The sequence below is a fragment of the Dolichospermum sp. UHCC 0260 genome, assembly GCF_009711985.1.
Lineage (GTDB): Bacteria > Cyanobacteriota > Cyanobacteriia > Cyanobacteriales > Nostocaceae > Dolichospermum > Dolichospermum lemmermannii.
This window is the reverse complement of record NZ_VIKZ01000007.1, coordinates 25,992-50,833: the sequence shown is the minus strand read 5'-3', so window position 1 is coordinate 50,833 and position 24,842 is coordinate 25,992. Positions and strand designations below refer to the sequence as shown.

Annotated in this window: 21 protein-coding genes and 2 pseudogenes; 11 read left to right on the top strand and 12 right to left on the bottom strand. The window is 37.5% G+C overall.

What is annotated here, in order from left to right:
* Positions 1-51: 51 nt before the first annotated feature.
* Both ureA and FJR08_RS04655 read right to left on the bottom strand, forming a co-directional pair.
* Positions 52-354, bottom strand: coding sequence for an urease subunit gamma (gene ureA / locus FJR08_RS04660; RefSeq protein ID WP_015083034.1), 303 nt, complete (start codon positions 352-354; stop codon positions 52-54).
* Between the two features lie 39 nt (positions 355-393).
* Positions 394-1,233: an urease accessory protein UreD gene (locus FJR08_RS04655; RefSeq protein ID WP_168632335.1), complete on the bottom strand. Its 840-nt coding sequence runs from the start codon at positions 1,231-1,233 to the stop codon at positions 394-396.
* Positions 1,234-1,531: 298 nt separating this feature from the next.
* Here FJR08_RS04655 and FJR08_RS04650 point away from each other — a divergent pair, with 298 nt between their 5' ends.
* A complete protein-coding gene (locus tag FJR08_RS04650; RefSeq protein ID WP_168632334.1) occupies positions 1,532-2,173 on the top strand; it encodes a ParA family protein in 642 nt (213 codons plus the stop codon).
* Positions 2,164-2,436, top strand: a pseudogene (locus tag FJR08_RS04645) (Uma2 family endonuclease); the annotation flags it as partial. The gene FJR08_RS04650 and the pseudogene FJR08_RS04645, both read left to right, overlap by 10 nt.
* An 84-nt stretch (positions 2,437-2,520) precedes the next feature.
* Here FJR08_RS04645 and FJR08_RS04640 read toward each other — a convergent pair.
* On the bottom strand, positions 2,521-3,198 hold the full coding sequence (locus FJR08_RS04640; RefSeq protein WP_168632333.1) for a response regulator transcription factor: 678 nt from the start codon (positions 3,196-3,198) through the stop codon (positions 2,521-2,523).
* A 1,045-nt stretch (positions 3,199-4,243) separates the two neighbouring features.
* Between FJR08_RS04640 and groES the strand changes: the two genes are divergently transcribed.
* The 4 genes from groES (at position 4,244) to FJR08_RS04620 (ending at position 7,148) form a co-directional block, all read left to right on the top strand.
* Positions 4,244-4,555, top strand: a complete 312-nt coding sequence (gene groES, locus FJR08_RS04635; RefSeq protein ID WP_015083039.1) for a co-chaperone GroES — start codon at positions 4,244-4,246, stop codon at positions 4,553-4,555.
* A gap of 107 nt (positions 4,556-4,662) precedes the next feature.
* Complete coding sequence (groL, locus tag FJR08_RS04630; protein ID WP_168632332.1) at positions 4,663-6,297, top strand: chaperonin GroEL; 1,635 nt, start codon at positions 4,663-4,665, stop codon at positions 6,295-6,297.
* Between the two features lie 152 nt (positions 6,298-6,449).
* The gene (locus FJR08_RS04625) at positions 6,450-6,743 is read left to right on the top strand and encodes a hypothetical protein (protein WP_168632331.1); all 294 of its coding nucleotides are present in this window, start codon (positions 6,450-6,452) and stop codon (positions 6,741-6,743) included.
* Positions 6,744-7,148 (top strand): type II toxin-antitoxin system VapC family toxin, encoded by a 405-nt coding sequence (locus tag FJR08_RS04620; RefSeq protein ID WP_168632330.1) that lies wholly within the window; start codon positions 6,744-6,746, stop codon positions 7,146-7,148. It begins immediately after the preceding gene.
* Here FJR08_RS04620 and FJR08_RS04615 read toward each other — a convergent pair whose 3' ends face one another.
* The 3 genes from FJR08_RS04615 to FJR08_RS04605 are packed head-to-tail and all read right to left on the bottom strand — an operon-like array spanning position 7,149 to position 10,943.
* Positions 7,149-8,459, bottom strand: a complete 1,311-nt coding sequence (locus FJR08_RS04615; RefSeq protein WP_174782989.1) for an AarF/UbiB family protein — start codon at positions 8,457-8,459, stop codon at positions 7,149-7,151.
* Positions 8,456-10,102, bottom strand: a complete 1,647-nt coding sequence (locus FJR08_RS04610) for a protein phosphatase 2C family protein (protein ID WP_168632329.1) — start codon at positions 10,100-10,102, stop codon at positions 8,456-8,458. The genes FJR08_RS04615 and FJR08_RS04610 overlap by 4 nt, the downstream gene beginning before the upstream one ends.
* Before the next feature lie 40 nt (positions 10,103-10,142).
* A complete protein-coding gene (locus tag FJR08_RS04605) occupies positions 10,143-10,943 on the bottom strand; it encodes a vWA domain-containing protein (RefSeq protein WP_168632328.1) in 801 nt (266 codons plus the stop codon).
* 221 nt (positions 10,944-11,164) lie between these two features.
* Here FJR08_RS04605 and FJR08_RS04600 point away from each other — a divergent pair, with 221 nt between their 5' ends.
* Together FJR08_RS04600 and FJR08_RS04595 are read left to right on the top strand one after the other, a co-directional pair.
* Positions 11,165-12,535, top strand: coding sequence for an NACHT domain-containing protein (locus FJR08_RS04600; RefSeq protein WP_168632327.1), 1,371 nt, complete (start codon positions 11,165-11,167; stop codon positions 12,533-12,535).
* A gap of 60 nt (positions 12,536-12,595) precedes the next feature.
* Positions 12,596-13,054: pseudogene (locus FJR08_RS04595) on the top strand (Rpn family recombination-promoting nuclease/putative transposase); the annotation flags it as partial.
* A 49-nt stretch (positions 13,055-13,103) separates the two neighbouring features.
* Here the strand turns inward: FJR08_RS04595 and asnS are convergent.
* Complete coding sequence (gene asnS / locus FJR08_RS04590; RefSeq protein ID WP_168632325.1) at positions 13,104-14,495, bottom strand: asparagine--tRNA ligase; 1,392 nt, start codon at positions 14,493-14,495, stop codon at positions 13,104-13,106.
* Positions 14,496-14,579: 84 nt separating this feature from the next.
* Positions 14,580-14,924 carry a hypothetical protein gene (locus FJR08_RS04585; RefSeq protein ID WP_168632324.1) on the bottom strand — a complete coding sequence of 115 codons (345 nt, stop codon included), beginning with the start codon at positions 14,922-14,924 and terminating at the stop codon, positions 14,580-14,582.
* Between the two features lie 66 nt (positions 14,925-14,990).
* On the opposite strand from FJR08_RS04585, the gene FJR08_RS04580 reads away from it, so the two are divergent.
* Positions 14,991-15,269 carry a DUF6439 family protein gene (locus FJR08_RS04580; RefSeq protein ID WP_168632323.1) on the top strand — a complete coding sequence of 93 codons (279 nt, stop codon included), beginning with the start codon at positions 14,991-14,993 and terminating at the stop codon, positions 15,267-15,269.
* 122 nt (positions 15,270-15,391) lie between these two features.
* On the opposite strand, the gene FJR08_RS04575 is transcribed toward FJR08_RS04580, so the two are convergent.
* A complete protein-coding gene (locus FJR08_RS04575) occupies positions 15,392-15,841 on the bottom strand; it encodes an anti-sigma regulatory factor (protein WP_168632322.1) in 450 nt (149 codons plus the stop codon).
* A 413-nt stretch (positions 15,842-16,254) separates the two neighbouring features.
* Complete coding sequence (gene rlmD / locus FJR08_RS04570; RefSeq protein WP_168632321.1) at positions 16,255-17,637, bottom strand: 23S rRNA (uracil(1939)-C(5))-methyltransferase RlmD; 1,383 nt, start codon at positions 17,635-17,637, stop codon at positions 16,255-16,257.
* Between the two features lie 160 nt (positions 17,638-17,797).
* Between rlmD and FJR08_RS04565 the strand changes: the two genes are divergently transcribed.
* Both FJR08_RS04565 and pabB read left to right on the top strand, forming a co-directional pair.
* Positions 17,798-18,283, top strand: a complete 486-nt coding sequence (locus FJR08_RS04565; RefSeq protein WP_015083049.1) for an allophycocyanin subunit alpha-B — start codon at positions 17,798-17,800, stop codon at positions 18,281-18,283.
* 758 nt (positions 18,284-19,041) lie between these two features.
* Positions 19,042-21,318, top strand: a complete 2,277-nt coding sequence (pabB, locus tag FJR08_RS04560; protein WP_168632320.1) for an aminodeoxychorismate synthase — start codon at positions 19,042-19,044, stop codon at positions 21,316-21,318.
* Here pabB and recG read toward each other — a convergent pair.
* Positions 21,292-23,757 (bottom strand): ATP-dependent DNA helicase RecG, encoded by a 2,466-nt coding sequence (recG, locus tag FJR08_RS04555; protein WP_168632319.1) that lies wholly within the window; start codon positions 23,755-23,757, stop codon positions 21,292-21,294. The genes pabB and recG overlap by 27 nt on opposite strands.
* Positions 23,758-23,970: 213 nt before the next feature.
* Positions 23,971-24,807: a hypothetical protein gene (locus FJR08_RS04550; RefSeq protein ID WP_168632318.1), complete on the bottom strand. Its 837-nt coding sequence runs from the start codon at positions 24,805-24,807 to the stop codon at positions 23,971-23,973.
* Positions 24,808-24,842 lie beyond the last annotated feature (35 nt).

Below are 24,842 nucleotides of genomic sequence, written 5' to 3'. Positions count from 1 at the left end.
AATCTCATATTGTTTTGTCTTCATTTGCACTTTCTCCTATCTTAATCATTTCTAACGAATTGGATTATGTACAGTTACCAACTTTGTACCATCAGGAAAAGTGGCTTCCACTTGAACATCATGAATCATTTCAGGAATCCCTTCCATAACATCATCACGAGTTAATAAAGTCGTACCATAACTCATTAAATCTGCTACAGTTTGACCATCTCTTGCACCTTCCAAAATCGCCGCAGAAATAAAGGCAACTGCTTCAGGATAATTTAATTTTAACCCTCTATTTTTACGTCTTTCTGCCACTAAAGCAGCGGTGAAAATTAATAATTTATCTTTCTCTTGGGGTGTAAGCTGCATTGTTCCCTCCTCTGCGTTCTCTGCGTCTCTGTGGTTCGTTTAAATTTGCCATACTCTAGGAATACAATTACCACGATTTAGACAAGATACTCGTAACATTTGCCAAATATTTGTAAACCAACTTCTGACTTGGGATGTAGAATTACCACGATATCGGCACAAAAATCCATGTTGTAAGCGAGTTACTCCAGCATCAGAGTTTTGAATAATTAAAGAACGTGCTTGGTTGATGATTTCTGGAGATATGGGGAAACCAACGCCAACAAAACTACCAACAACGGGATTGTCTCTTAAACCATGAGGACTGTGAAACACTTCTTCGCTACCGGGAACGATTTGTCTATCAATCCATAGGGGTATACCATTTTGCCAGATTTCCGTGTGCGATCGCATCTCTCCCTGTACAAATTTTTCTCCCCTAGCACTGCGTCCAAACCGCGTAATTTCCCAAGCTAAATAACTCGCATCCGTAGCTAATTCTACTCGTAAATCTTGCCGATAAATCCCACCATTAAATAAAATCGTTTCTTGGGGCAAATATTCTAAACAAGCGTGACTATCAACTTGGATATTTACGGTTTGTCTTGCTGGTAAGCCATTACTACGATATATTTTACCAGCAGCGGCTGTAGTAATCAAGGCGTTTGTATCGGGTTGGAGGTGAATATCAGAGGATAGGCGATCGCCCCCCACAATGCCCCCAGCCGTATGTAAAATCACACTATGGCAAATTTCTTGTCCTTCCGGGTAAAAGGGGCGTTGTACCTTTAATGGGGCTTGATGGTGGTTGTAAATTAACTGAGTGGAATCTTGGCGATTAGCATAGACTAAGTTAAGTAAGCCATGCCAACCTTGTATTGTTTGGGTGTTCTCAATCATTTATGGGGTAAAGTAAAAATTAATCACCTGATTTGTACGGTTTAACATATTGTGCTAAATAGATTTAAATAATTTTGGGATAAAAATTCAAGAATTACAGATTATTACTTTTCTGTCAACTCGTTATCTCCTTTGTAATGTTCAGTGGAATCCTAATTTTATGGCAGCAAGGAGAATTATTAGTTTTTTTGTGAAAATCACTTTTAATTTAATTTTGATCTTTTTTAGTTGTTAATTTTGTACCATTTTCGGTCAAAATAGAACAGCATTTCCATCAATACAGCATCTACTAAAAAATATGACAGCCAAAGTAATTAGCGTTTGTAACCTTAAGGGTGGAGTTGGCAAAACTACTCTTGTTATGGCCTTAGCAGAGTATTTAGCAGGGGATACAATGTATGGTCAGCGTGTTCTTGCTATTGACTTAGACCCCCAAAGTAACTTAACTACTGGCTTAATGTCTGAGGAAGTTTGGGAATGGCAATATAATAATCGAGGGTTGACATTGCCTTTTTTGTTTAAAAATGCTGAATATTTTTTAGCAAATGGTAATTATGATAAATTTATAGTCAAAGAAGAAGTTTCTAATGTCAGAAATAAAAACTCTTTTAATTGCCTACATCTAATTCCTAGCAGTCCAAGATTATTTGAAGTGCAAGAGTATTTACCAGAAAGTTCTGTTTCTATTTTGCGGCAAATTATCACTCCATTGCTAGCAGAGTATGACTACATTTTAATAGACTGTCCACCCAGTATTAATAATATTATCAAAAGCGCGTTTTATGCCAGTGATTTTTGTCTTACTCCCTGTGTCCCTAGCAGAATGTCAATTCATGGTTTAGAACTATTACTCAAACAGATTGAGAAGTTTAATCAAGATTATGAACATCACCTCAACCCGATAGGAACTTTAATTTCTCGTTATAAAATCCTTGTTTAATAATCGAAGTTTTATCTGATTCTACAGAAGGATTTGATCGAGGTGACAAATTCGCTGATTATCAAACTATAGAAACTTTACAAGAATATATTTTAATTAATCCGAAAAAACCGAGAGTTGAATGTTTCCGCCGTAATGAAGATGGACTTTGGGTATTACAGTCTTATGTAGGAGAAGAAACTTCATTTCAATTACAAAGCATTAACTTTGCAGGAACAATGACGCAACTTTATGAAGATGTAGATTTTCCCTCTCCAGCGTAATTTTCCCAAATCCAAAATCAAAAATTTTGGACTTTAGACCTTAGATAAATCATCCAAAATCCAAAATCCAAAATCTAAAATTGTTTAAGCCATTTGATTTTCAATCGCCCACCGTGCTAATTCAGTCCGGTTGTGGAGATTGGTTTTGCCCAACATATTGGACACATGGCTTTCAACAGTCCGCTGGCTGACATTTAATTCTTCAGCGATTTCGCGGTTTGCTAAACCCCTAGCGACAAACTGGACTACTTTCAGTTCAGTGGGGGTTAACTGGACATCGAAAGGAACTTGGATACGAGAACTGCTGTCCCCACCCTTGGTTTGATGTTCTTTCCAACGTACAGTTTGCTTGAGTGAGGATTCTACTTGTGCTACGAGTTCTTCCGGTTCAAAGGGCTTGATCATATATACGTCAGCACCTTTATTTAACCCCTTAACTCGGTCTGCACTTTGACCTTTAGCTGAGAGGAAAAGAACGGGAATCCAACTAGTTCGTTCAGTCTTGCGGACTTCTTCGACAAAAGTGTATCCGTCCATTTCCGGCATAATCACATCACAGATGATCATATCTGGAACTTCGGTTTCTAGAAGATCCAGGGCTTCTCTGCCATTGGCGGACGTGATGACTTCGTAGCCCCGGAACTCGAAGTAATCCTTCACCAGCAAGATGAGGTTAGGGTCATCATCAATGAATAGAAGTCTTTTGTGGTCTTTCATGCTGGGTTCTTTCATAACAGTGGCACTTCTCGCGCTTCGATCCATTAAGGTATTGATATAGTTATCCCGTATGGTGGATGACTTAGGATGTTGTCTTTTTTCCCACTTAACTTACTTTAACTCCCCTAAGTCTTAAAAGTGTTAGTTACTTTCAACAGACTTGCAGGTGAATGGAAAAAGTCTAGTAAGGATACGTATAGCAGTAGTCTTTATAATGCGCTATTATAGATCCATTTGAAAGTTGCAGGCTGAAAACCCTGATTAAATTATCGTCCTTGTGAATCACAAGTCGGTATTTTTCAAGATGACCTTAGTTCAAAACTCACCTGCGCTTTCATTGGCATACTGCTGCTCTACTTATCCTTAGGATGTGAAGCCTCTATCAGAGGTTCAAAATCAGCCGGGAAGTTTTTTTTGGCAAAGCATGGGTTAAAAATACAGATTTTTTCACCATCCTCATGGCCAATTTACTGGTCTTGGATGACCTGCTCTCATGACTTCTGGATTTAATTGGCGATACCAGACCCCATCTAGGTAAACTACCATTATCGTTCTAGAACAACAAACACGCAAGTTTTTGGCTTGGGCTGTGAAGATGCCTATGGAATAACTGTGTGCTAACTGATGGGTTGATCGCTCCCCCAGTCCTTGTTAACAGCATTACCAAGTTCTAGACTAGCCGATTTGTAACAGAATTGAGCATTTATCTGTTTTGGGCAATAGGTAATTGGTAATGGGTAATTGGTAATTGGTAATGTCACCTGTTCCCTGTTACCTGTTCCCAGTTCCCTAGTAGTTTTAGGGATGAGATGCCTGTTCGTGGATCACGGTGCTGTTACTCATTGAGTAGATCCCTGATTACAGTTCTATAACAATTTCCCAAGTTTGCAAATAAAGTTGTCCATATCAAAATATTCATTACCTACGCAACAAACCCTGACAACTAAAATAATTGGATATTTGCACTTAAGTATTGCTACCCTAGCCCTAGTTCGGAAACCCGTACACCAGTCATGATTGCTATTATGTCCTATATAAAGCTAGATTAGCACTCATGAGTCGAGAGTGCTAATTTAGCAAAAAATTTTGTATGGCAGCCGTATCTTTAAGCGTTTCCACCGTTAAGCCCCTGGGCGATCGCGTTTTCATCAAAGTGAGCGCCCCCCAAGAAAAAACCGCAGGCGGTTTGTTTTTGCCCGATAATGCTCAGGAAAAACCCCAAGTTGGCGAAATAGCCGCTGTTGGACCTGGCAAGCGCAATGACGACGGGACTCGTCAAACAATGGACATTAATGTTGGCGATAAAGTGTTGTACTCCAAGTATGCTGGCACCGATATCAAGTTGGCTACAGAAGAATATGTATTGCTTTCTGAAAAAGACATTTTAGCAATCGTCAGCTAATTGGGCATGGGTGATGGGTAAGGATTTTTCCGAATTACCTGTTCACCACTCACCAATTTCTTTGAAAATCAGAAAAATTTAATTTACTACCGGGATTTAGACTTATTATGGCAAAGCGCATTATTTACAACGAAAACGCCCGTCGCGCTCTAGAGCGTGGTATTGATATTCTCGCTGAAGCTGTAGCTGTTACCCTTGGACCTAAAGGTCGTAACGTAGTTTTAGAAAAGAAATTTGGCGCACCACAAATCGTTAATGATGGTGTCACCATCGCTAAAGAAATTGAATTAGAAGACCACATCGAAAATACTGGTGTAGCTCTAATTCGTCAAGCTGCTTCCAAAACCAATGACGCTGCTGGTGATGGTACAACCACAGCTACCGTTTTGGCTCACGCCATTGTTAAAGAAGGCTTGCGGAACGTTGCTGCTGGTGCTAATGCGATTTTATTGAAGCGCGGTATTGACAAAGCATCTGCCTTTTTAGTCGAAAAAATTGCTGAACACGCTCGCCCTGTAGAAGATTCTAAAGCGATCGCTCAAGTTGCGGCAATTTCTGCTGGTAACGACGAAGAAGTCGGGGCTATGATTGCTCAAGCTATGGACAAGGTGGGCAAAGAAGGCGTAATTTCCCTAGAAGAAGGGAAGTCTATGACCACCGAATTGGAAATTACCGAAGGGATGCGCTTTGATAAGGGTTATATTTCCCCTTACTTCGCTACCGATGCAGAACGGATGGAAACCGTTTTTGATGAGCCTTACATCTTGTTGACTGACAAGAAGATTGCTTTGGTACAAGATTTAGTTCCTGTCCTCGAACAAGTAGCTCGTTCCGGTCGTCCTTTGGTAATTATTGCTGAAGACATCGAAAAAGAAGCTTTGGCAACTTTGGTAGTTAACCGTTTACGCGGTGTTCTTAACGTGGCTGCTGTGAAAGCTCCTGGTTTTGGCGATCGCCGTAAGGCTATGCTAGAAGATATCGCAGTTCTCACCGGTGGTCAACTCGTAACCGAAGACGCTGGTTTGAAACTAGATACCACCAAGTTAGAAAGCTTAGGTAAAGCCCGCCGCATCACCATCACCAAAGACAGCACCACAATTGTGGCTGAAGGTAATGAAGCTGGTGTTAAGGCTCGTTGCGAACAAATCCGTCGTCAGATGGATGAAACCGAATCTTCCTACGACAAAGAAAAACTCCAAGAGCGTTTGGCTAAATTGTCCGGTGGTGTTGCTGTAGTTAAAGTTGGTGCAGCTACCGAGACCGAAATGAAAGACAAGAAACTCCGCTTGGAAGATGCTATCAACGCTACCAAGGCTGCTGTAGAAGAAGGTATTGTTCCCGGTGGTGGTACAACCTTGGCTCACCTCGCTCCTGTATTGGAAGCTTGGGCGCACAGCAACCTCAAAGATGAAGAGTTGACTGGTGCTTTAATTGTCGTTCGGGCTTTACCTGCTCCTCTAAAGAGAATTGCAGAAAACGCTGGTCAAAACGGCGCAGTTATTGCTGAAAGAGTGAAAGAGAAGGATTTCAACATTGGCTTCAATGCTTCTACCAACGAATTCGTTGATATGTTGGCAGCTGGAATTGTTGACCCTGCTAAGGTAACTCGTTCTGCTCTGCAAAACGCTGCTTCTATCGCTGGTATGGTGTTGACAACCGAATGTATTATTGTTGACAAGCCCGAACCTAAAGATGGCGCTCCTGCTGCTGGCGCTGGTATGGGTGGAGATTACGATTACTAAAATCTTTTAGTAGTTTTCCTAGTTTGAATAATGGCCGCTTCCGCAAGGGGGCGGCTGTTTTTTGTTGCTTTCTACCTTTGCGGGGATATTGTAGCTGTTATAATAGGTTTGCAAGTTATCCAACAACGATATTATTTTGAGGAGGCTTAACTATGACTCAAATTATTAATCATCAATCTAATTATCAAAAATTACCCGAAATTGTCAAAACTTTAATTGACAATAATCCTCTTTATCAAGAAAATTTAGATAGAGAGAAAATGATTGAAGTGATTAATCGTAATTTTGATCCTATTGCTGTTCCTGATGTTAATAATATCTCTCAGGGGGAATTAACGAAACGGATTAAAAGTATTTTATCTTTACATTTAGTTTCAGGAATGTTAAATGATTTGAGTCCAGAGCAAATGCAAATTTTTGATGAATCTGTAAAACGTGGGGGTTAAATGGGTTATTTACTAGATACGAATATTGTTTCAGCCTCACTAAAACAGAATATTGAAGTGGCATTGAAAATTACAGAAATACGTCGTCAAGGTGAATTTATCGGTATTAGTGGCATAACTTATTATGAAGTTCAAAGAGGACTTTTAAGAAGTAATGCGACTAAGAAGTTGGCTTGGTTTCAACAATTTTGTCAAGATTATCCTATTTTGTTTTTAGATGATCTGAGAATATTTGAAAAAGCATCCGAAATTCATGCTGATTTAACAAACAGAGGTAAAATTATTCAGGACGCAGATATTTTAATAGCTGCTACCGCTATTATTCATAATTTAGTTTTAGTTTCTCACGATTCTGATTTAACTAGAGTTAAAGATTTACAGTTAGAAAATTGGTTAATTTCTTAGTTAATTAAACCACTTGACAAATCTACTCCAGATAGATGAGGCAGATTTTAATAATTTATTCCACATATTATCAAATTTATTCCAGCTATTTTCGTCTGTAGCCGATTCTGTCTTCTTGCTTTTCTCAAGCTGACCAAATTTGTCCCAAGCATTCTTAGTAGGTGTTTTATTTCCATCTAGTTTATCCCAAGCATTGGATTGATTGGTATCGAGTTTACCCCAAGGATCTGAACTTGGGACATTTACTGGAATGGATTTATTTACTGTAGGGGATTTAGTTGTATTTGTTACTACGATATTCCAACCAGAACTCTTTAAATCTATAGGAATTGGTGCAGGAATTGTTGATGTTGCGGATAAATTTGGAATGGCATTAGGTACAAAATCCCAACTTACTTTTGAACCAGTATAAGCAGTTACTAAATTCTCAAGTGGTTGCAATTTTTCAATATCTGATTCTCGACAAAACTTCTCTAATTCTAATGTAAAATACTGAACTTCATCCGAGAGATTTTTAAGCTCTGCAAATATCTGAGGTGATTTAGTAATATCTAAATCTTTGTCAGAAAAGAGTAGTCTTTCTTCTTTCTCTATTTGTTTCCAATAGCTTGGCTTTTCTGATATAGCAAGCAATGATAAATAAATAATAAGTTCTGAAAAATAGTCCGATTTTGGGCTAAGTTTAATTAATTTATTTCTGTTAAGATGCTGATATCCTGGTATTCCTTTAATATTATCTTTTTCATTGCTTAACTGGGGAACATACAAACTATCATAGTCAATTAAACATATAGCTCCATTTTTACGCACCATAATATTACCATGTTGTAAATCTCCGTGAGAAATATTATTTTGGTGTAGAACCTTTACCATTTCTAAGAATTTCTCAGCGAAGTCACGAATAAGAGCAGGATTATTAATATTATTAGCTAAAAATCTTCTAAAACTAATACCATCAATCCATTCCATTCTAATAATTGGAAATTTTTGACCATTCACTAAAATCCCTTGTTCATTATAAGAAAAATCTACAAAATAAGGAAGTTTAACTTTTTTAAGGTACTCATCAATTGCTTTATAGCGAATTTTTAAATCACCTAAATCTTCTACCCAACATTTGATGGCATACTTTTTTGTATTTGCTGTAATTTCATAAACAATAGCTTTTCCACCATTAGATGAACGTAAAAGAGTAGGGTTTTGGGGTTGCATAGCAGGTTTTCCAACCTTCAAAACACTGTCAAGTACGAATTTATCAAGATTCCTAACAGCCGTATCATATTCGCCTCTAAGCGGATATTTAATTGTCATTTTTTTATATATCCCACAAATTCAAATTTATACCAACCTGAGTTAACTTCGAGTTTCTTGAACTTTGATTTATCTTTTAATTGTGCAAAAAGAATTCCATTCCTTGATGGTGATGATCTAAGATTAATTACTATATTGGTATCGGGTGTGATTGTTTCAATTTCATCACTTTTACAACTAATGCAAGGATCTGTAATTAGGGTTTGATGAATATAAATAGGCATTTTAAATTTAATCCAATTGTCTACTTCCTCTACGATTGGTACTGTATATTGATTAGATACAGAGTCTATAAGAACCTGTGTAAGCTCTTTATCCTTGTATATGCTAATTCCTTTTTTAAGTAGTGTAAGTTTAGATTTTTCGGTAGATACAGGAGTTGCTTTTGTTTTAGCCTGATTTGAATTTGTATTGGCTGGCTGTTCTAATTTAGTAATATTTTCTTGTTTTCCGTTAATAAGTATACCAAATAATAGCGATATTCCAAAAAGACAAATACCTAAACCCAAACGCTGATACTTTAATATTGTGTTTTCGTTTCTCAAGTCTTTATTGATTGAAACAAGCTCATCATAACTACTAATAATCGGAACTTTTGGAATACTTTTCTGTGTTAGATTAGGAAATTGAACAGCAGAAATCGGTTGACGAAAAATAACGTTTGAACTGTTTTGGGTTTCTTTGCTAGACTGTTTATTGCTTGAAGCTGGAGAAACTTTGGTATTTCCTTCTATTTCATCTCTTGATTGTAAAGAAGACTTATTTTCTTTACCATACCCTTCATTGATTGAAGATGGAAAAACTTTTCTATTTCCTTCTATTTCATCTCTTGATTGTAGAGAAGACCTATCTATGCTTCTGTTAGGTATAGATAAAATTAACAGTGTTACATCATCATTTTTCATTTTTATATTGTCAGAATTTCTAGCAGATGCGACAAAATCTTCAAATATTTCTGGTGAAGAAATGCTTAGTAAAGTTTCAAAAATATTATTTCCATCATTTTCTGTGCATTTAAAGATATATTCAGATAGAGCATCTGTAGCCAAAATGAAATAAAGATTATTTGAGGATTTTTTCTGATTTAAAGATATTTTGAAATCATGAGGTGTAAAGTTATTGTCTTTCTTATAACTTGCAAAATATCCTGGACTATCATTAAAATCTCTAGATGTTTTTAACAAATACGTTTGAATCAGTTGATATGTTTTGCTTGATTGATCACCTTCTACAATAAATAGACAACTATCACCAACAATAGAACCTTTTACTTGATCTTCAATAAGTTGCAACCCTATGAATGTAGATGTTGCTGGTTCACGGAAATTGAAGCGATTTTGACTTGTAACCCAAATAGGTCTATTTTCATTTTTAGCTTTTATTACTCGCTGTTCTACCTCTTGAAACCATTTTTCTTGAATAGGTTGAAGCCAATCATTCCAGTTATTTTGATTAATTTCAGGGTTTTGGCAAAAATGGTTAACAAGAAGTTCTGCCCATATACTCGGATAAAATGATTGACTTGCACCATCAGCGATCGCAAAACAATTGTTTTCGAGGTTAGCTTGAAAATAATCTTGACAATCATTAATGCTTTCGTTTTCTTTATGCGTTCTACCATTGAAAATAAGTTTGATTGACATATTCTTGTTAACCCCGAATAATGTTGAGTGACAGGAAACTTTAGCGTAAAGCTCCTAAAGAACCAAAATTTAGAATTCTGATCAAGGTTTCAGCATCAGCATTAAATACAAAGCCTCTAGAACCGGGCTGAACATTAAAACCTACATCTTTAGCTCTATTGGCAAGATTTTCGGGTAGAACAGTGGAAATATCAAACAAAAAGTTTGCAAATTTATTACCGCTAAAGCCAGAATTATCGCTTGGCAACTCTACTTTACCTGCCGATGCTGTAGAAATATGTGCATTCATAATGATCACATTGCCATCAGCAGTTTTTAGTTGTGCTAGTTTTTTAGCTTCAGTAGCTGCGGTGTTAATATCATTTGGCTCTCCATCAGTAATATTAATAACAATAGGTGGAAAGCTATTTGGATTACCAGAAATAAATTTTTCTACGCCTTGATAAGCCTGTTTAAAGGCTTCTGTCATAGGTGTACCACCACTGGAAGTGGGATTTACAAAAACTCTAACTACTTCATCTACTTCAACAAGTCCACCTGCACCATCAGAAACCTTTTTCTTTAGCGTTGTTGTGTTGGGATTTTTGGCTAAATCCGATACTTTATCTAGAAAAGCTACGTTGACACCTGAACCATAGCCAACTACAGCGACATAACATCTGTCCTTGATTTCATCGCCTGCTGTACAAGCCGTAATAATTTCGGCTATGACTCTATTAACCGCCAATGCAGCAAAGTTAGCCTTAGTTGAGTTGTCATAAGAATCGGACATTGAACCTGATTGGTCAATCATGATGATTATCAACCCTGGCTTGGAACTACTCAATAGTTCTTGGTACATAGCTTAGATCACCCTTGCTAATTATTTTGTGCTAGAAATCATCACTTCATGCAAGTGCTGTATTAGAATGATTTAAGCTAATTTACTTTATATGCAGTATTGTATTTTCTTCTTTGTTAGCACAGAGTAGGATTTAGTACACAATGTTGGCAGTATTTCGCAGTAATTTAGTAGGATTCGGTATAATATATTTATTTTAAATACCTTTAGTGTAAATACAGATGAATAATATCGAGGATGTTTTACAATACGCTGATAATTTAATTTTTGAGACGACTGGTGAAAATATTAGTCCTGTGGAAGAAGCAATTCTCAAAGGTGTTTGGCAAGGTCAAAAATATTGGCAAATAGCTGTAGGATTTAATAATTGCAGTGAATCTCATATCAAAAAAGAAGCAGCTAAATTATGGAAAAAACTAGGACAATCATTAGGAGAAAATCTGAATAAAGATAATTTTCGTTCTAGAGTAGAAAAGAAATATCGTGTTTCTCAAAGGGATAATTTTGGTGTGCAAGTTAATGGTGAAGGTAATATTAATATTTGTGATAAGTCTTTACCAATTGTAAATAATACACAAGAGCATTTTAAACCTCCTCAACCCAAACATCAAACCCCAATAATTGACTTAACAAAAGCACCAGAATTAAACTATAATTATGGACGCACTTCAGAAATTTCTACCCTGAAAGAATGGATATTAGAAAATAAAACTAGACTTATCACAATTTATGGATTAAGTGGAATAGGCAAAACTGCTTTAACTCTGAAATTAATCTCAGAAATTCAAGCTAATTTTGATTATATTATTTATCGCAGTCTTGATCATCTTCCTCAACTGATAACTCTTAAAGATGAACTTAAACAATTTTTTTCTCAATCACAAAACCCATTACCTGAAATCATAGATTATTTTCGTTCATCTCGTTGTTTAGTAATCATTGATGACGTGGATAATATTTTTCAATTTGGTAACTTAGCAGGCCAATATTTAACAGAATATAAAGATTATAGTAAATTTTTTCAACAAATTGCCACCTCATATCATCAAAGTTGTTTAATTTTGATTAGTTCGGAAAAACCTCCAGATATAGAAACTTTAGAAATTCAAAACAAACACACAAAAACATTATATCTTCAGGGTTTAGGAGAAGATGCTAAAGCAATATTGAGAGAAAAAGGCTTAAAAGATGAGGATAAATGGGATGAATTAATCAGACTTTACCAAGGTCATCCTGGGTGGTTAAATATCATAATCTTAACTATAATAGAATTTTTTAATGGTCAAGTTTCCCTATTTTTAACAGCTAATGATGATCTATTTTTAGGAGATATAGAAGCACTTTTAGAAAATCATTTAGAGCGTTTATCAGAATTAGAAAATAAGGTTATCAACTGGTTAGCGACACAAAATGAACTTATAGATATTTTCCAAAAACCTGCTGATTTTGAATTATCCAATGCTAGATTTTTGCAAATTATACAATCTTTAACACGACGGTGTTTAGTAGAAAAACTGTTAGAAGAAGAGGGAGTTAAATTTCAGCTAAATTATTTATTTAAAGTATATTTGAACATAAAATATATGTTTTGAATAAGACTTTTCCTTTTAATCTAATATTTTAATATGTGGTGAAAAATCATAATGGAGTAATTTGAGGTTGTGCGTCTTTGGGAGCAAGATTCAAAGGTATTTTTAGATAATTCCGCATTATTACCTTTAGCAACTTTAACCCGCACTGACTCAGCACAAAGTTTATTATCCCAAGTAGCTCAAAAAGTCGCTACAATTCCAGATAGGGAACAGCAACAAAATATTGCTGGTTGTGTAGAAGTTCTCGCAGGTTTACGGTTTGGAAAAGATTTAGTTCGTCAATTTCTCCGGGAGGATATTATGAAAGAGTCTGTCATTTATCAAGATATCGTGCAAAAAGAGGCATTGAAAATTATTTGTCGTCAGCTTAAAAAACGTTTTGGTGATATCTATGATTCATTAATGACCAAAGTTAGAAATTTATCTGCTGACGATTTAGAAGATTTAGGAGAAGCATTATTTGATTTTTCTGATATTGCTGATTTGGTAACTTGGTTAAACCACAAAGTTAGCAATTAGAAAAATAATATTTTTGAAAGAGACGTTATTAATAACGTCTCTAAATTCATTAAAACTCCGCGCTTTGGGGTGTGCGGGGGAACGGAATCACATCCCGAATATTCCCCATACCCGTCATAAATTGCACCAATCTTTCAAACCCTAAACCAAAACCAGCATGGGGAACAGTACCATAACGACGCAAATCTAAATACCACCACAAATCTTCCGGGTTCATACCTTGTGCTAAAACCCGTTTTTCTAACACATCTAACCGTTCTTCCCGTTGTGAACCACCAATAATTTCCCCTATTTTCGGTGCGAGAATATCCATAGCGCGGACGGTTTTTTCATCGTCACTTAACCGCATATAAAAAGCTTTGATTTGTGCGGGATAATCTGTAACAATGACAGGCTTTTTAAACAGGTTTTCGGCTAAATAGCGTTCATGTTCTGATTGTAAATCTGCACCCCAACTCACAGGATAATCAAATTTAACATCGGCTTTTTCTAGAAGTTTGACTGCTTCTGTATAGGTCAATCTTTCAAATTGATTGTTAATAATGTTATTTGCAGTTTCTAAAACAGTATTATCAATCCGTTCATTGAAAAATTCCATGTCTTCAGGACAGGTTTCCATCACATATTTAAAAATGTGTTTGAGAAACTCCTCAGCCAAATCCATATCACCTTCTAAATCACAAAAAGCCATTTCTGGTTCAACCATCCAAAATTCGGCTAAGTGACGCGAAGTATTAGAATTTTCCGCCCGGAATGTGGGACCAAAGGTATAGACATTAGTAAAAGCCATAGCCATGATTTCGGCTTCTAATTGGCCACTGACTGTTAAATATGCAGGTTTACTAAAGAAGTCTTGGCTATAATCAATTTCCTGATTTTCGGTTTTGGGAACATTCTTTAAATTGAAATTGGTAACACTAAATAATTCACCTGCACCTTCACAATCACTGGCGGTAATAATGGGAGTATGCACCCATAAAAAGCCTCGTTGTTGAAAAAATTGGTGAATAGCAGTAGCGCAAGCATTTCTCACCCGAAATACTGCACCAAAGGAGTTAGTTCGAGGACGCAAATGGGCGATGGTTCGCAGAAACTCAAAGGAATGACGTTTCTTTTGCAGAGGATAGGTATCAGGATCAGCGTCTCCGTATACTTTCACTGTATCTGCTTTTAATTCTATTCTTTGTCCTTTACCTTGAGAAGCTACCAGCACTCCTGATACTTCTATAGAAGCACCTGTATTGATTTGTTTTAATATTCCTTGATAATCTGGTAAGTCTTGATTAATGACAACTTGCAAATTCCCCAAAGATGAACCATCATTAACTTCCAGAAACGCAAATCCTTTTAATTCGCGTTTTGTTCTTACCCAACCTTGGACTACCAAAGTTTCTTCGGGTTTACCACTTCTTAATATTTCCGCAATACGACGATTTAGCATTTTCTAAAATTTGTATTTTTTAAAGGATCAGATCCCCGACTTCTTCAAGAAGTCGGGGATCTTAGAAGTCGGGGATATTTTAAATCACCCCACCCAAGATTTTAATAACCAACCTATAATAACGCCTAAACCACCAAACCGGATAGCTTGCCAAAAAGGTCTTTTTAGGCTACTCCAAGAAAACAAGTGGCTTTCTAGGTTTATTTCTAAGGTTTCTAACTGTTTTTGCAGGCGGCTTAGTTCGTTCTTAATTTCTGGAGTCTGCTTTCTATTTTGCTTTAAATTTTTTAATTCCTGTTGCCATTGTGCCTGTTGTTGTTGATCATTTTGCACTTGGGTATATCTATCTTTCAAGAATCGCAGTGAAGTTTCTACCTCCTCTAATTCCTGTGCAAAATCTGGCTGGGGATTTTCGTCTAAATTAGTCATTGGTGATTAGTCATTGGCTATGATGATTAAATCATAACTTTTACTCTTAACTCAACACTTAGTCTTATGTCACAAACTAGCCAACTAAATGAAATTAGCACTCTAGAACTAGCACAGGCACTCATGGAAAGGCTGAGTATCTCTCCTGATGATTGGCATCGTCTCAAGTCTAACCGCAATTCCCGCGCTAGTGAACAGGCAGCCGCTGCCATGGTATTTTTGGTCAAAAATGAACCCCAAGAGGCAAAAGTAAGGCTAGAACAGGCTGTAGGCTGGCTAGATAAATCAATTTCCGCCCCTCCCTGCCCAACTCACGGACACAATCGTGAGACTATAAAGGAATAACTCTCACCTGTAGCCGAGTAAAAAAATTTTTTCTCTGTGTCCTCTGTGCCTCTGTGGTTAGATAAATTACTTTAAAACCGCAGACGCGCAAAGTAAAAAAAAGAACTTTTTCGAGTCACCTCTCACCGTCGCAAAGATAATAAACGACGGCTTTCTAATTGCTTACAAAGCGTGAGTTCTGTACCTTTGCGATTCCATTTTACTTGATCAAAAATCTGATGCAGTAAGGACATACCCCGGCCACTTTCAGCTTCGTCTGGTGGTAAATAGTCATCGGAATCACTATCACCTTCGAGGGAGGGAGTGAAGCCGCTACCCTGATCTGAGATAATCCACCAATACTGATTATCTATTAATGAGAACCGAACGACGACGAATTTGCCGGGATCAAGATTATTCCCATGTTTAGCGGCATTTACTAGGGCTTCTTGGAGTCCTAGTCGCAGTTCAGATTGTAATTTTGCCGGAATATCAGTCAAGAGTAAATCTAGGATTGGACAAAGATAAAGGGTGGAGGCAAAACTAATTGTCCCCCAATAACGCCCAACTGGACGAAGAGAAATGGTAATCACAAGAGAAACCCCGTAGCTTTATATTTAGCTAGACATCAGTTTGCTTTTTTGGGCATTCTGATCAAAATTAGGTAGTCATGCTGCCTTCAAACTTGCCTCTGTAAAACTAAATTTATAAAAATGCTAGAGCATAGCAATTCAGTGGGAGAATTCATATTGCTTATTTACAATTTGCTTAAGTTAATCTGTTCATTTAGCAGATGAGTAAAAACTGCTATTTTTGAACAAGAGGAGAAAGATATTCTCGTTAACTGCTCATTTTGTAATTAACACAATTTTATTCACCTTGATTAAGAGTCTATGCAGCTTCGATTTCTTTAAAACAAAATGAGTTTCTATTTTTATGTAATTTCATTCTAGCATTATGAGTATCCACTAGACTACAAATTTCTGATTTTTATTTTTGTGAAGAATTAACTATCCTGATCATTGTCCGATAACACCAGAAAAGCGGCTGCTTCTACATGAGCCGTTTGCGGAAAAAAGTCCGCAGGTTGCACCCTTGTGAGTTTATATAGCCCATCTTCACAAAGCAATTTTAGGTCACGGGCAAGAGTAGCTACTTTACAACTGACGTAAACAATGCGAGATGGTTTCAGGTTTCTTAATGTTTTGATAACGTTAGCTTCACATCCTTTCCGGGGCGGATCAAGTAAGACCACATCTGGTACAATTTCCAAATTCTGGAGAATTTTTTCCACTGGGCCGACTTGGAAAGTCACATTATTAATTCCATTCTGTTGGGCATTAACAATTGCCTGTTCTACTGCTGTTGATTGCAATTCTAACCCGGTGACTTGCCGTGCTTGTTTGGCCAGGGGCAAAGTTAAAGTTCCTATACCACAATAGGCATCTACTAGGACTTCATGACCTTGTAAATTTAGTTCTGACTGAATCACCTCTAAAAGTGCTTCGGCTGTTTCTGTGTACACTTGGAAAAAGGTATCTGGTCCGATTTGAAAATCCAGTCCGGCGAATTTTTCTCGCAGGTAAGGAATTCCAGCTAGACAACGGGTTTCTGATCCAAATATAGCATTTGTGCGATCGCTATTGCGGTTGAGTGACACGCAGACCAATTGAGGATAACGCTGTAACCATTGCTGTGCCTGGGTTTCGATTCCTGGCAAATTCCAATCTTTGACGACCAAAGTTAGCAGCATTTCTCCTGTGCGGCGGCCAATGCGTAAACCCAAATGGCGAATTAAGCCTTTGTGTCGGGTTTCGTCATAAATTGGCCAACCCTGCTTTTGAATATCTAATTTTATTTCAGCTAATAAAGGATTTAACTGCTGGTCTTGCACAGGGCATTGATTCAAGTTAATTAATTTATGGCTACCTTTTTGATAATATCCAGCTTGGACATGACCTGTAGCGGACATACCAATAGGATAAGTAACTTTGTTGCGATAACCAAAGGATGCAGCAGCCACTAAAACTGGATCTATTGGTGGATTCACAAAACCGCCAATTCTTTCTAAAGCTTGGGTTACTTGATTGCGTTTGGCTGATAACTGGTAATCATATTTAATATGTTGCCATTGACAACCACCACATTTATCAGCGACAATACAACTTGGACGCACCCGTTGAGGCGAAGCTTGCAATAATTCCTGCACCTGTCCATGAGCATATTTTGGCTTAACATTGAATAATTTGACAAGTAGGATATCTCCTGGTACTGTATCAGGAACAAACACCACCCGTTGCTCAAAGCGTCCCACACCATCACCAGTGTCGCTTAAATCAGTAATTTCCAGTTCGATAATTTCATCTTGTCGCCACATTGTATTAGTCATTAGTCAGTTATAAGGGAAGAGGGAACTTTTTCACAGGGAAGGGAGAGTTCCCAATGTAGAATTGTAAATTCATTTATCCCTATCTTCCCATACACTTCACGAATGTCCCTCTAAGTCGGTAAACTAGCAGATATAAATATTTCAGTTCATTTAGATAATCATGACTGTAATTAGCCAAGTTATTCTCCAAGCTGACGACGAACTGCGTTACCCCAGCAGTGGCGAACTCAAAAACATCAAAGCATTTTTGGAAACAGGTGTAAAGCGAACAAGAATCGCTGCTACCCTTTCAGAAAACGAGAAAAAGATCGTTCAAGAAGCTACCAAAAAACTTTGGCAAAAACGCCCTGACTTTATCTCCCCTGGTGGTAATGCTTACGGCGAAAAACAACGGGCTTTGTGTATTCGGGACTTTGGCTGGTATTTACGCCTAATTACCTACGGTGTACTTGCTGGTGACAAAGAACCCATTGAAAAAATTGGTTTGGTTGGTGTGCGGGAAATGTACAACTCTCTAGGTGTTCCTGTTCCTGGAATGGTAGAAGCTATCACTTCCCTCAAACAAGCGTCTTTGGATTTATTGAATGCAGAAGACGCTGGGGAAACCGCACCTTACTTTGATTACATCATTCAAGCGATGTCTTAAAGGTCTTTAATTCCCCACAATTGGTAGTGGCTATGGCAATATCCATCAGGTTATTAACCAGTTGTGGGGATATGTTATGATTATCGTCAGTTTTTACGTTACTAATAGCAAAAAAAACGACAGACTGGTTGTAGACTGTCGGCAGTTGGTTTGTTCCCTATTAATGACTCGGCTAGAGTTCAGTTACTATTAATTATACCAACATGGCGATTTCTATGGGAGGATCTAAATCATATATATGTGATTTACGTCACTTAATAGGAACAACTGAAATCGAAGTTGGGTTTTTATTCAGTAAAAACAAAGAATATCCATAACACTAATAAGCTTGATATTATTAACATTAGCTACACCTAGCGTAGCTTCAATGAATCGAAAAGAATATAAATATTGTGAAAACTGATACTATATTCTATCAACTATTTCAAACTTTACTTAGTATCCTTTTTTAACTAAATAGGTGGCCGTAAAATAACCAAAATGTGTGAAGAAAAGTAAAATCTCTCAAAACTTCTTCACTCTTGCCTCTGTCCTTGCCATAACGACAATTTTTAACGCCAACCTACTTAATTGGCAAACCACTATACAGCACTTTTCGGAGACATATTTTAGTTACAAAGATATTCAATCAATGCTGCAAAATTATGTTGAAATCTTAAAAGATAGAGTTTATGGATAAAAATTGCTGGAAACCTATCAAACTTTTATATGTAGTTGGACTTTAGCCCTTTCGACGAGTTAATTAGGAAGATTTAAACATGAAAACCCTGATTATTGATAACTACGACTCTTATACTTTTAACCTTTACCAATTGATTGCAGAAGTTAATGGAGAGTATCCCACTGTAATTTATAATGATCAAGTTATATGGGATGAACTGAAACAATGGGAATTTGATAACATCGTAATTTCACCAGGTCCTGGCCGTCCAGAGAAATCAAAAGATTTTGGGATCTGTCGTCAAATGATTGAAAATGCCCAAGTACCACTTCTAGGCGTTTGCTTGGGACATCAGGGACTAGGATTTGGCTATGGAGGAAAAGTTATTCACGCACCTGAAGTTCGGCATGGTCGGCTCAGTGAGGTTTATCATACTGCTACTGATTTGTTTGCAGGAATACCTTCTCCTTTTTCTGTGGTGCGCTACCATTCTTTGCTGGTTGCAGATGACCTACCGGACTGTTTAGAAAAAATAGCGTGGACAGAGGACAACCTGATCATGGGAATGCGCCATCGCTCTTTACCAATGTGGGGTGTGCAGTTTCATCCAGAGTCAATCTGTACTGAGTATGGACATACTTTGTTTGAGAATTTTCAAGAAATTACCCAAAAATTTGCCCAAGAGCAAGGCAAAAGCCCGAAAAAACACTATTGGACAGAAAATAACGGGAATGGGAACTTACCCACAAATTCTCCTCACAAAAAACAGCAACAGGAATTTGAACTTTGTAACCGCAAATTGAATTTGTTTACAGTAAGCGAAGCCGAACTTTGTCCCGATACCGAACAGATGTTTGTGCATTTATTTGGCAAATCAGCTAGTGCATTTTGGTTAGATAGCAGTCGGGTTGAACCTGGTCTTTCTCGCTTTTCTTTCATGGGAGATAACAGTGGTGAAAACAGTCTCCTAATTCATTATCGGACGCAAGGGCAAGAACTGACAATTACACAGTCCGATACTGTCAGTTTCAAAACAGAGGGAATTTTTGATTATCTCCAGCGGGAAATTGAACGGCGACATTGCCCATCTAATGATTTACCTTTTGATTTTAACTGCGGATTTGTGGGTTATTTTGGCTATGAATTAAAGGCAGAATCTGGAGGGAAATTCAATCACACATCTGCCTTACCTGATGCCATGTTTATGTTAGCAGATAGAATGATTGCAATTGATCACCAAGAGCAAACTATCTATCTGCTTTGTCTAATTCATAAAGGAAAAACAGCCTCCGCAGAAGATTGGTTTGAAGCGATCAAAAACCAAATTGACAATCTTCCTCCTCTGTCGCCTATTGTTCCTCAAAACAAAAAAACACCTGTTATTTTTAGATTGAGCAGGTCTGAAAAGACTTATCTTGATGATATTGAAAAATGTTTGCAAGAAATTCATGAAGGAGAAACTTATCAAGTTTGTTTAACAAACCAGATTCACACAGACACAACAGCAGATCCTCTGGAATTCTATCGTTCATTACGTCAGATCAATCCTGCTCCTTATGCGGCATTTTTGCGCTTTGGTGATGTGGGAATTGCCTGTTCATCTCCAGAGCGATTTCTGCAAATTGATCGCCAAGGTTGGGTGGAAACAAAACCCATCAAGGGAACTCTACCACGAGGAAAAACACCCGCAGAAGATTTTATTCTACGCGATCGCTTGCAAAATAGCGAAAAAGATCGAGCGGAGAATCTGATGATTGTGGATTTACTGAGAAATGATCTGGGACGGGTTTGTGCTGTGGGAACGGTTCATGTACCCAAATTAATGGATGTAGAAACCTACGCAACAGTACATCAATTAGTGACGACAATTCGCGGTCAATTACGAGCTAATATGAGTGCCGTAGACTGCATTCGGAACGCCTTTCCTGGGGGTTCTATGACTGGCGCACCTAAGATTAGAACCCTGGAAATTATTGATAAATTAGAGCAAGAAGCGCGGGGAGTTTACTCTGGGTCTATTGGCTTTTTAGGATTAAATGGTTCAGCCGATTTGAATATTGTTATTCGTACTGCTGTGATGACGGCCGAACAAACTTCCATTGGTGTTGGTGGTGGTATTGTGGCACTTTCTGATCCCCAAATGGAGTTTCAAGAAATAATGCTGAAAGCTAAGGCATTGATTCAGGCAATGATGATCACAATAAATGGAAGCAATTATCAAAGCATTGTGGCAAGCCCTAAGTGCGAACAATTTACAACAGGGATATGTGCGTTTACGGATCTACCACCTGCTATTTGTATTCCCCTCAATAATTGGGGGGGAGTGCCAACATTGATAACTAAGATTTTACGTCAAAATCGCGCCACCCATTAACCGCTCATACCTATACTTCAACTCATCCTGCATTAATGGCCAACGCGCTAAACTTGCATCCATCTCAATCACCTTTTCCGCTGCTTGTCGTGCTAACAGCAAAATGTCCTCATCTTCCACCAAACTAGCTAAAGTAAAATCCGCTACACCTGATTGGCGAGTTCCCATCACTTCTCCAGGACCGCGAAACCGCATATCCATTTCCGAGATAAAAAAACCATCTTGGGACTGTTCCAACACCTTCAAGCGTTGTTGAGCATCAGGACTTCTAGAACTACTCATTAATAAACAATAAGATTGCGCTGCACCCCGTCCTACACGCCCCCGTAATTGGTGCAATTGTGATAAACCAAATCTTTCCGCGTGTTCAATCAGCATCACAGTGGCATTAGGAACATCCACTCCCACCTCAATCACAGTGGTAGAAACGATAATTTGAGTTTCATTATCGCGGAATTTGTGAATTGCTGCTTCTTTTTCGGCTGAAGTCATGCGTCCATGCAATAACCCAATTTGAAAATCAGGAAAAACACTTTCTTGTAACTTTTGATGTTCATCTACAGCCGAACGTAAATCTAATTTTTCCGATTCTTCTACCAAAGGCAAAACTATATAAACTTGTCTACCTTGGGCAACTTCTCGACGGATTAAATCGTAAGCCTGGGGACGTTGTTGACCACTTAACATTGTGGTTTTAATTTGTTGTCTTCCCGGTGGTAATTCATCAATTTGACTAACATCTAAATCCCCATGTACAGTTAATGCCAAAGTCCGAGGAATGGGCGTAGCTGTCATGGTTAAAACATGAGATTGTTCGCCTTTTTGCTGTAACTTTGCCCGTTGTTGTACCCCAAAACGATGCTGTTCATCTATGACAACTAAGCCCAAACGTTGAAAATTAACTTTATCTTGAATTAAGGCATGAGTCCCGACTAATAAAGGTAACTCACCTGTTTCTAACTGAGAATGAATTTCTCTTCTTTTGGCTATTTTTGTCGAACCTGTTAATAATTCCACAGGCAAATGTAACAAGTTAAACCAACTAACTAACTTACGATAATGCTGTTCTGCTAATACTTCCGTGGGAGCCATTAACGCCGCTTGATAACCTGATTGAATTGCTGCCAAAATAGCAATAACAGCAACCACAGTTTTCCCTGAACCAACATCACCCTGAACTAAGCGATTCATGGCTACAGGTTTTTGTAAATCGGTGAGAATTTCATTAACAACTCGTTGTTGTGCGCCGGTCAGTTGAAAAGGGAGAATTTCGTTAAATTCTTCTAATAATTTACCTGTGGGTGCAAGTATGGCACTAGTTTGAATTTCTCGCGCTTTTTTTTGCCGTTGCAATAAGCCCAGTTGCAAGTAGAAAAATTCATCAAATACTAACCGACGACGAGCAATTTTTAAGGAGTCACTATCTTTAGGAAAATGAATATTAGGAATTGCCTCTTTCAATTCCATCAAAGCATATTTTTCTCGTAAACCTTTAGGTAAAGGATCTTTTAAATTCACTGCTGCTGTTAAAGCGATCATCATTGCCTGTCTGACTGTATTAGCCATTACTCCTTCAGTCAGGGCGTAAATGGGAACAACTCGCCCAATAGTGAGAGAATCAATGGTATCTCCTGGATTTGCCAAAACTTCCAATTCTGGGTTATCCAAAGTTAAACCATATTTACCACCTTTTACTAATCCACAAGCTGCTAACATACTACCTACAGGATATAGGCGTTTTAAACTTTCTTGCCAACCACGACTACTAAAACGCGCACCTGCATAAAAACGGGTAACTTTAATTTGTCCAGTATTATCTTTGAGGATTAATTCTAAAATTGATAATTTCTTATTTTTAGGACTGGTGAAAAAATTAAACCGTTTTACCGTCGCTATGATAGTTACTGTTTCTCCTCCTTCTAACTCACTAATATTTACTTGACGGGCATAATCAATATGATCACGAGGATAATAAAATAGTAAATCACGGACTGTATATAAATTTAATCGCCCTAAATTCTCGGATTTTCTGATGCCAATTTCTGGTAAATCTCTCAGTTGTTTATCCAGTGTTGGTGCTAGTCTTTTACTAACTTCGGCAACAATTGGAGTTGTGGGATGTTGATTTTTAGATTCGTAATTTATTTGAGGTTCTCCTGTTTCTAGCTCTTGTTGAAGTTGATTTAGATATCTTCTAACTTCTGCTACTAAATGTTGTCTTTCTGGTAATGTTAAATTTGGATAATTGGCAAATTGCATTCCTACTTGATGCCAGCGGAGTCTTTCCTTTGGTGGTAAAGCAGTTGGGAAATTACCAAAAGTCAAACAAAGAAATTCACTAAAGCGATATTGCTTACCTACTAAATCTATAAAGCCTTTTTCTGCCTCAAATGCTAAAGCTTTATGTAATCTTATCCAATCGGGCATTTCATTAGTCATTGGTTAATTGTCAGTTGTCGGTTGTTAGTTGTTAGTAGGGGCGAAGCATTTGGAAGATAAATTATCGGTCATTGCCAAAAATAGTTCTCCAAATGCTTCGCCCGTACAGTTGTCAGTTGTCAAGGGAGTATGTAGTTTTAATAGATATATATTTTCAATAACCTATACAGGTTCTAATTTTTAATTTTGCATTTTTCATTCCGCCCTGCGGTACTAATCCTCAAACCAACTAGCACGCCAAGCGGCTTCAGCTTCAGCAATTTTAAGTTCTCGTTGTCTTTTTTGATATTCTCGTCCGAGTTTATTCAATTGCATTAAAATATTACGAATTGCCTTGCGTTCTGACAATAGTGTTGCTTCAGCAAATTCTATTTCTCCTAGTCGTAAGTGAATAGCCATAATCTGAGTGAGGCTAGAATCTTCGGAATCTTCCTCATTACTAATTTCTATGACTAAGTTTAATAAATTGGGAGGGCTGGGTATCATATTACTAGAAGCTTCTGAAGCAGCAGCAGCAGCGGTGGCAGCGACTAAAATCGGTTCTGGTAGTTTTTTGGGTAAAACCCCTGTTTTTTGGATGAAGATATTAGCTGATTGGGAGACTTTTTTTAAAGTTTCTTGAATCTCTTCCTCTAAATTTTGTTGCCATTCAACTAGTTCTATGGGGTTAGAAGGATCTAATGCTTGAGGTTGTTGTTCGTTTTCTTCGTTTTCTTCGTTTTCTTCTTCCTCCTCAATTTCTACAACTGCTTCTGTTTGGGTAACTTCTGGAGGTTGAATATAACTAATTAATTCTTTAGCGGCTTGTTGACTTAATTTACGAAGGCTTTGTTGTAATTTTTGCCGTTGATTTAGTGATAAGTTCAGAAATTCATCAGGATATCCTTGGGTACACAGGTAATAACTAGCCAAAATCAATTGTTTTTGTAAGGCTGATCCCAAGGTATTTATATATTTAGTATAGGCTAAATTGAGTTCGTGAGCGATCGCACTAATCGCCTCTTTTAATTCAGTAATGTCTTTTTCTATCCGTTCAATTGCTCTTGCCATAACTTTAAGCTAATTAGTTGTCGGTTGTCAGTTGT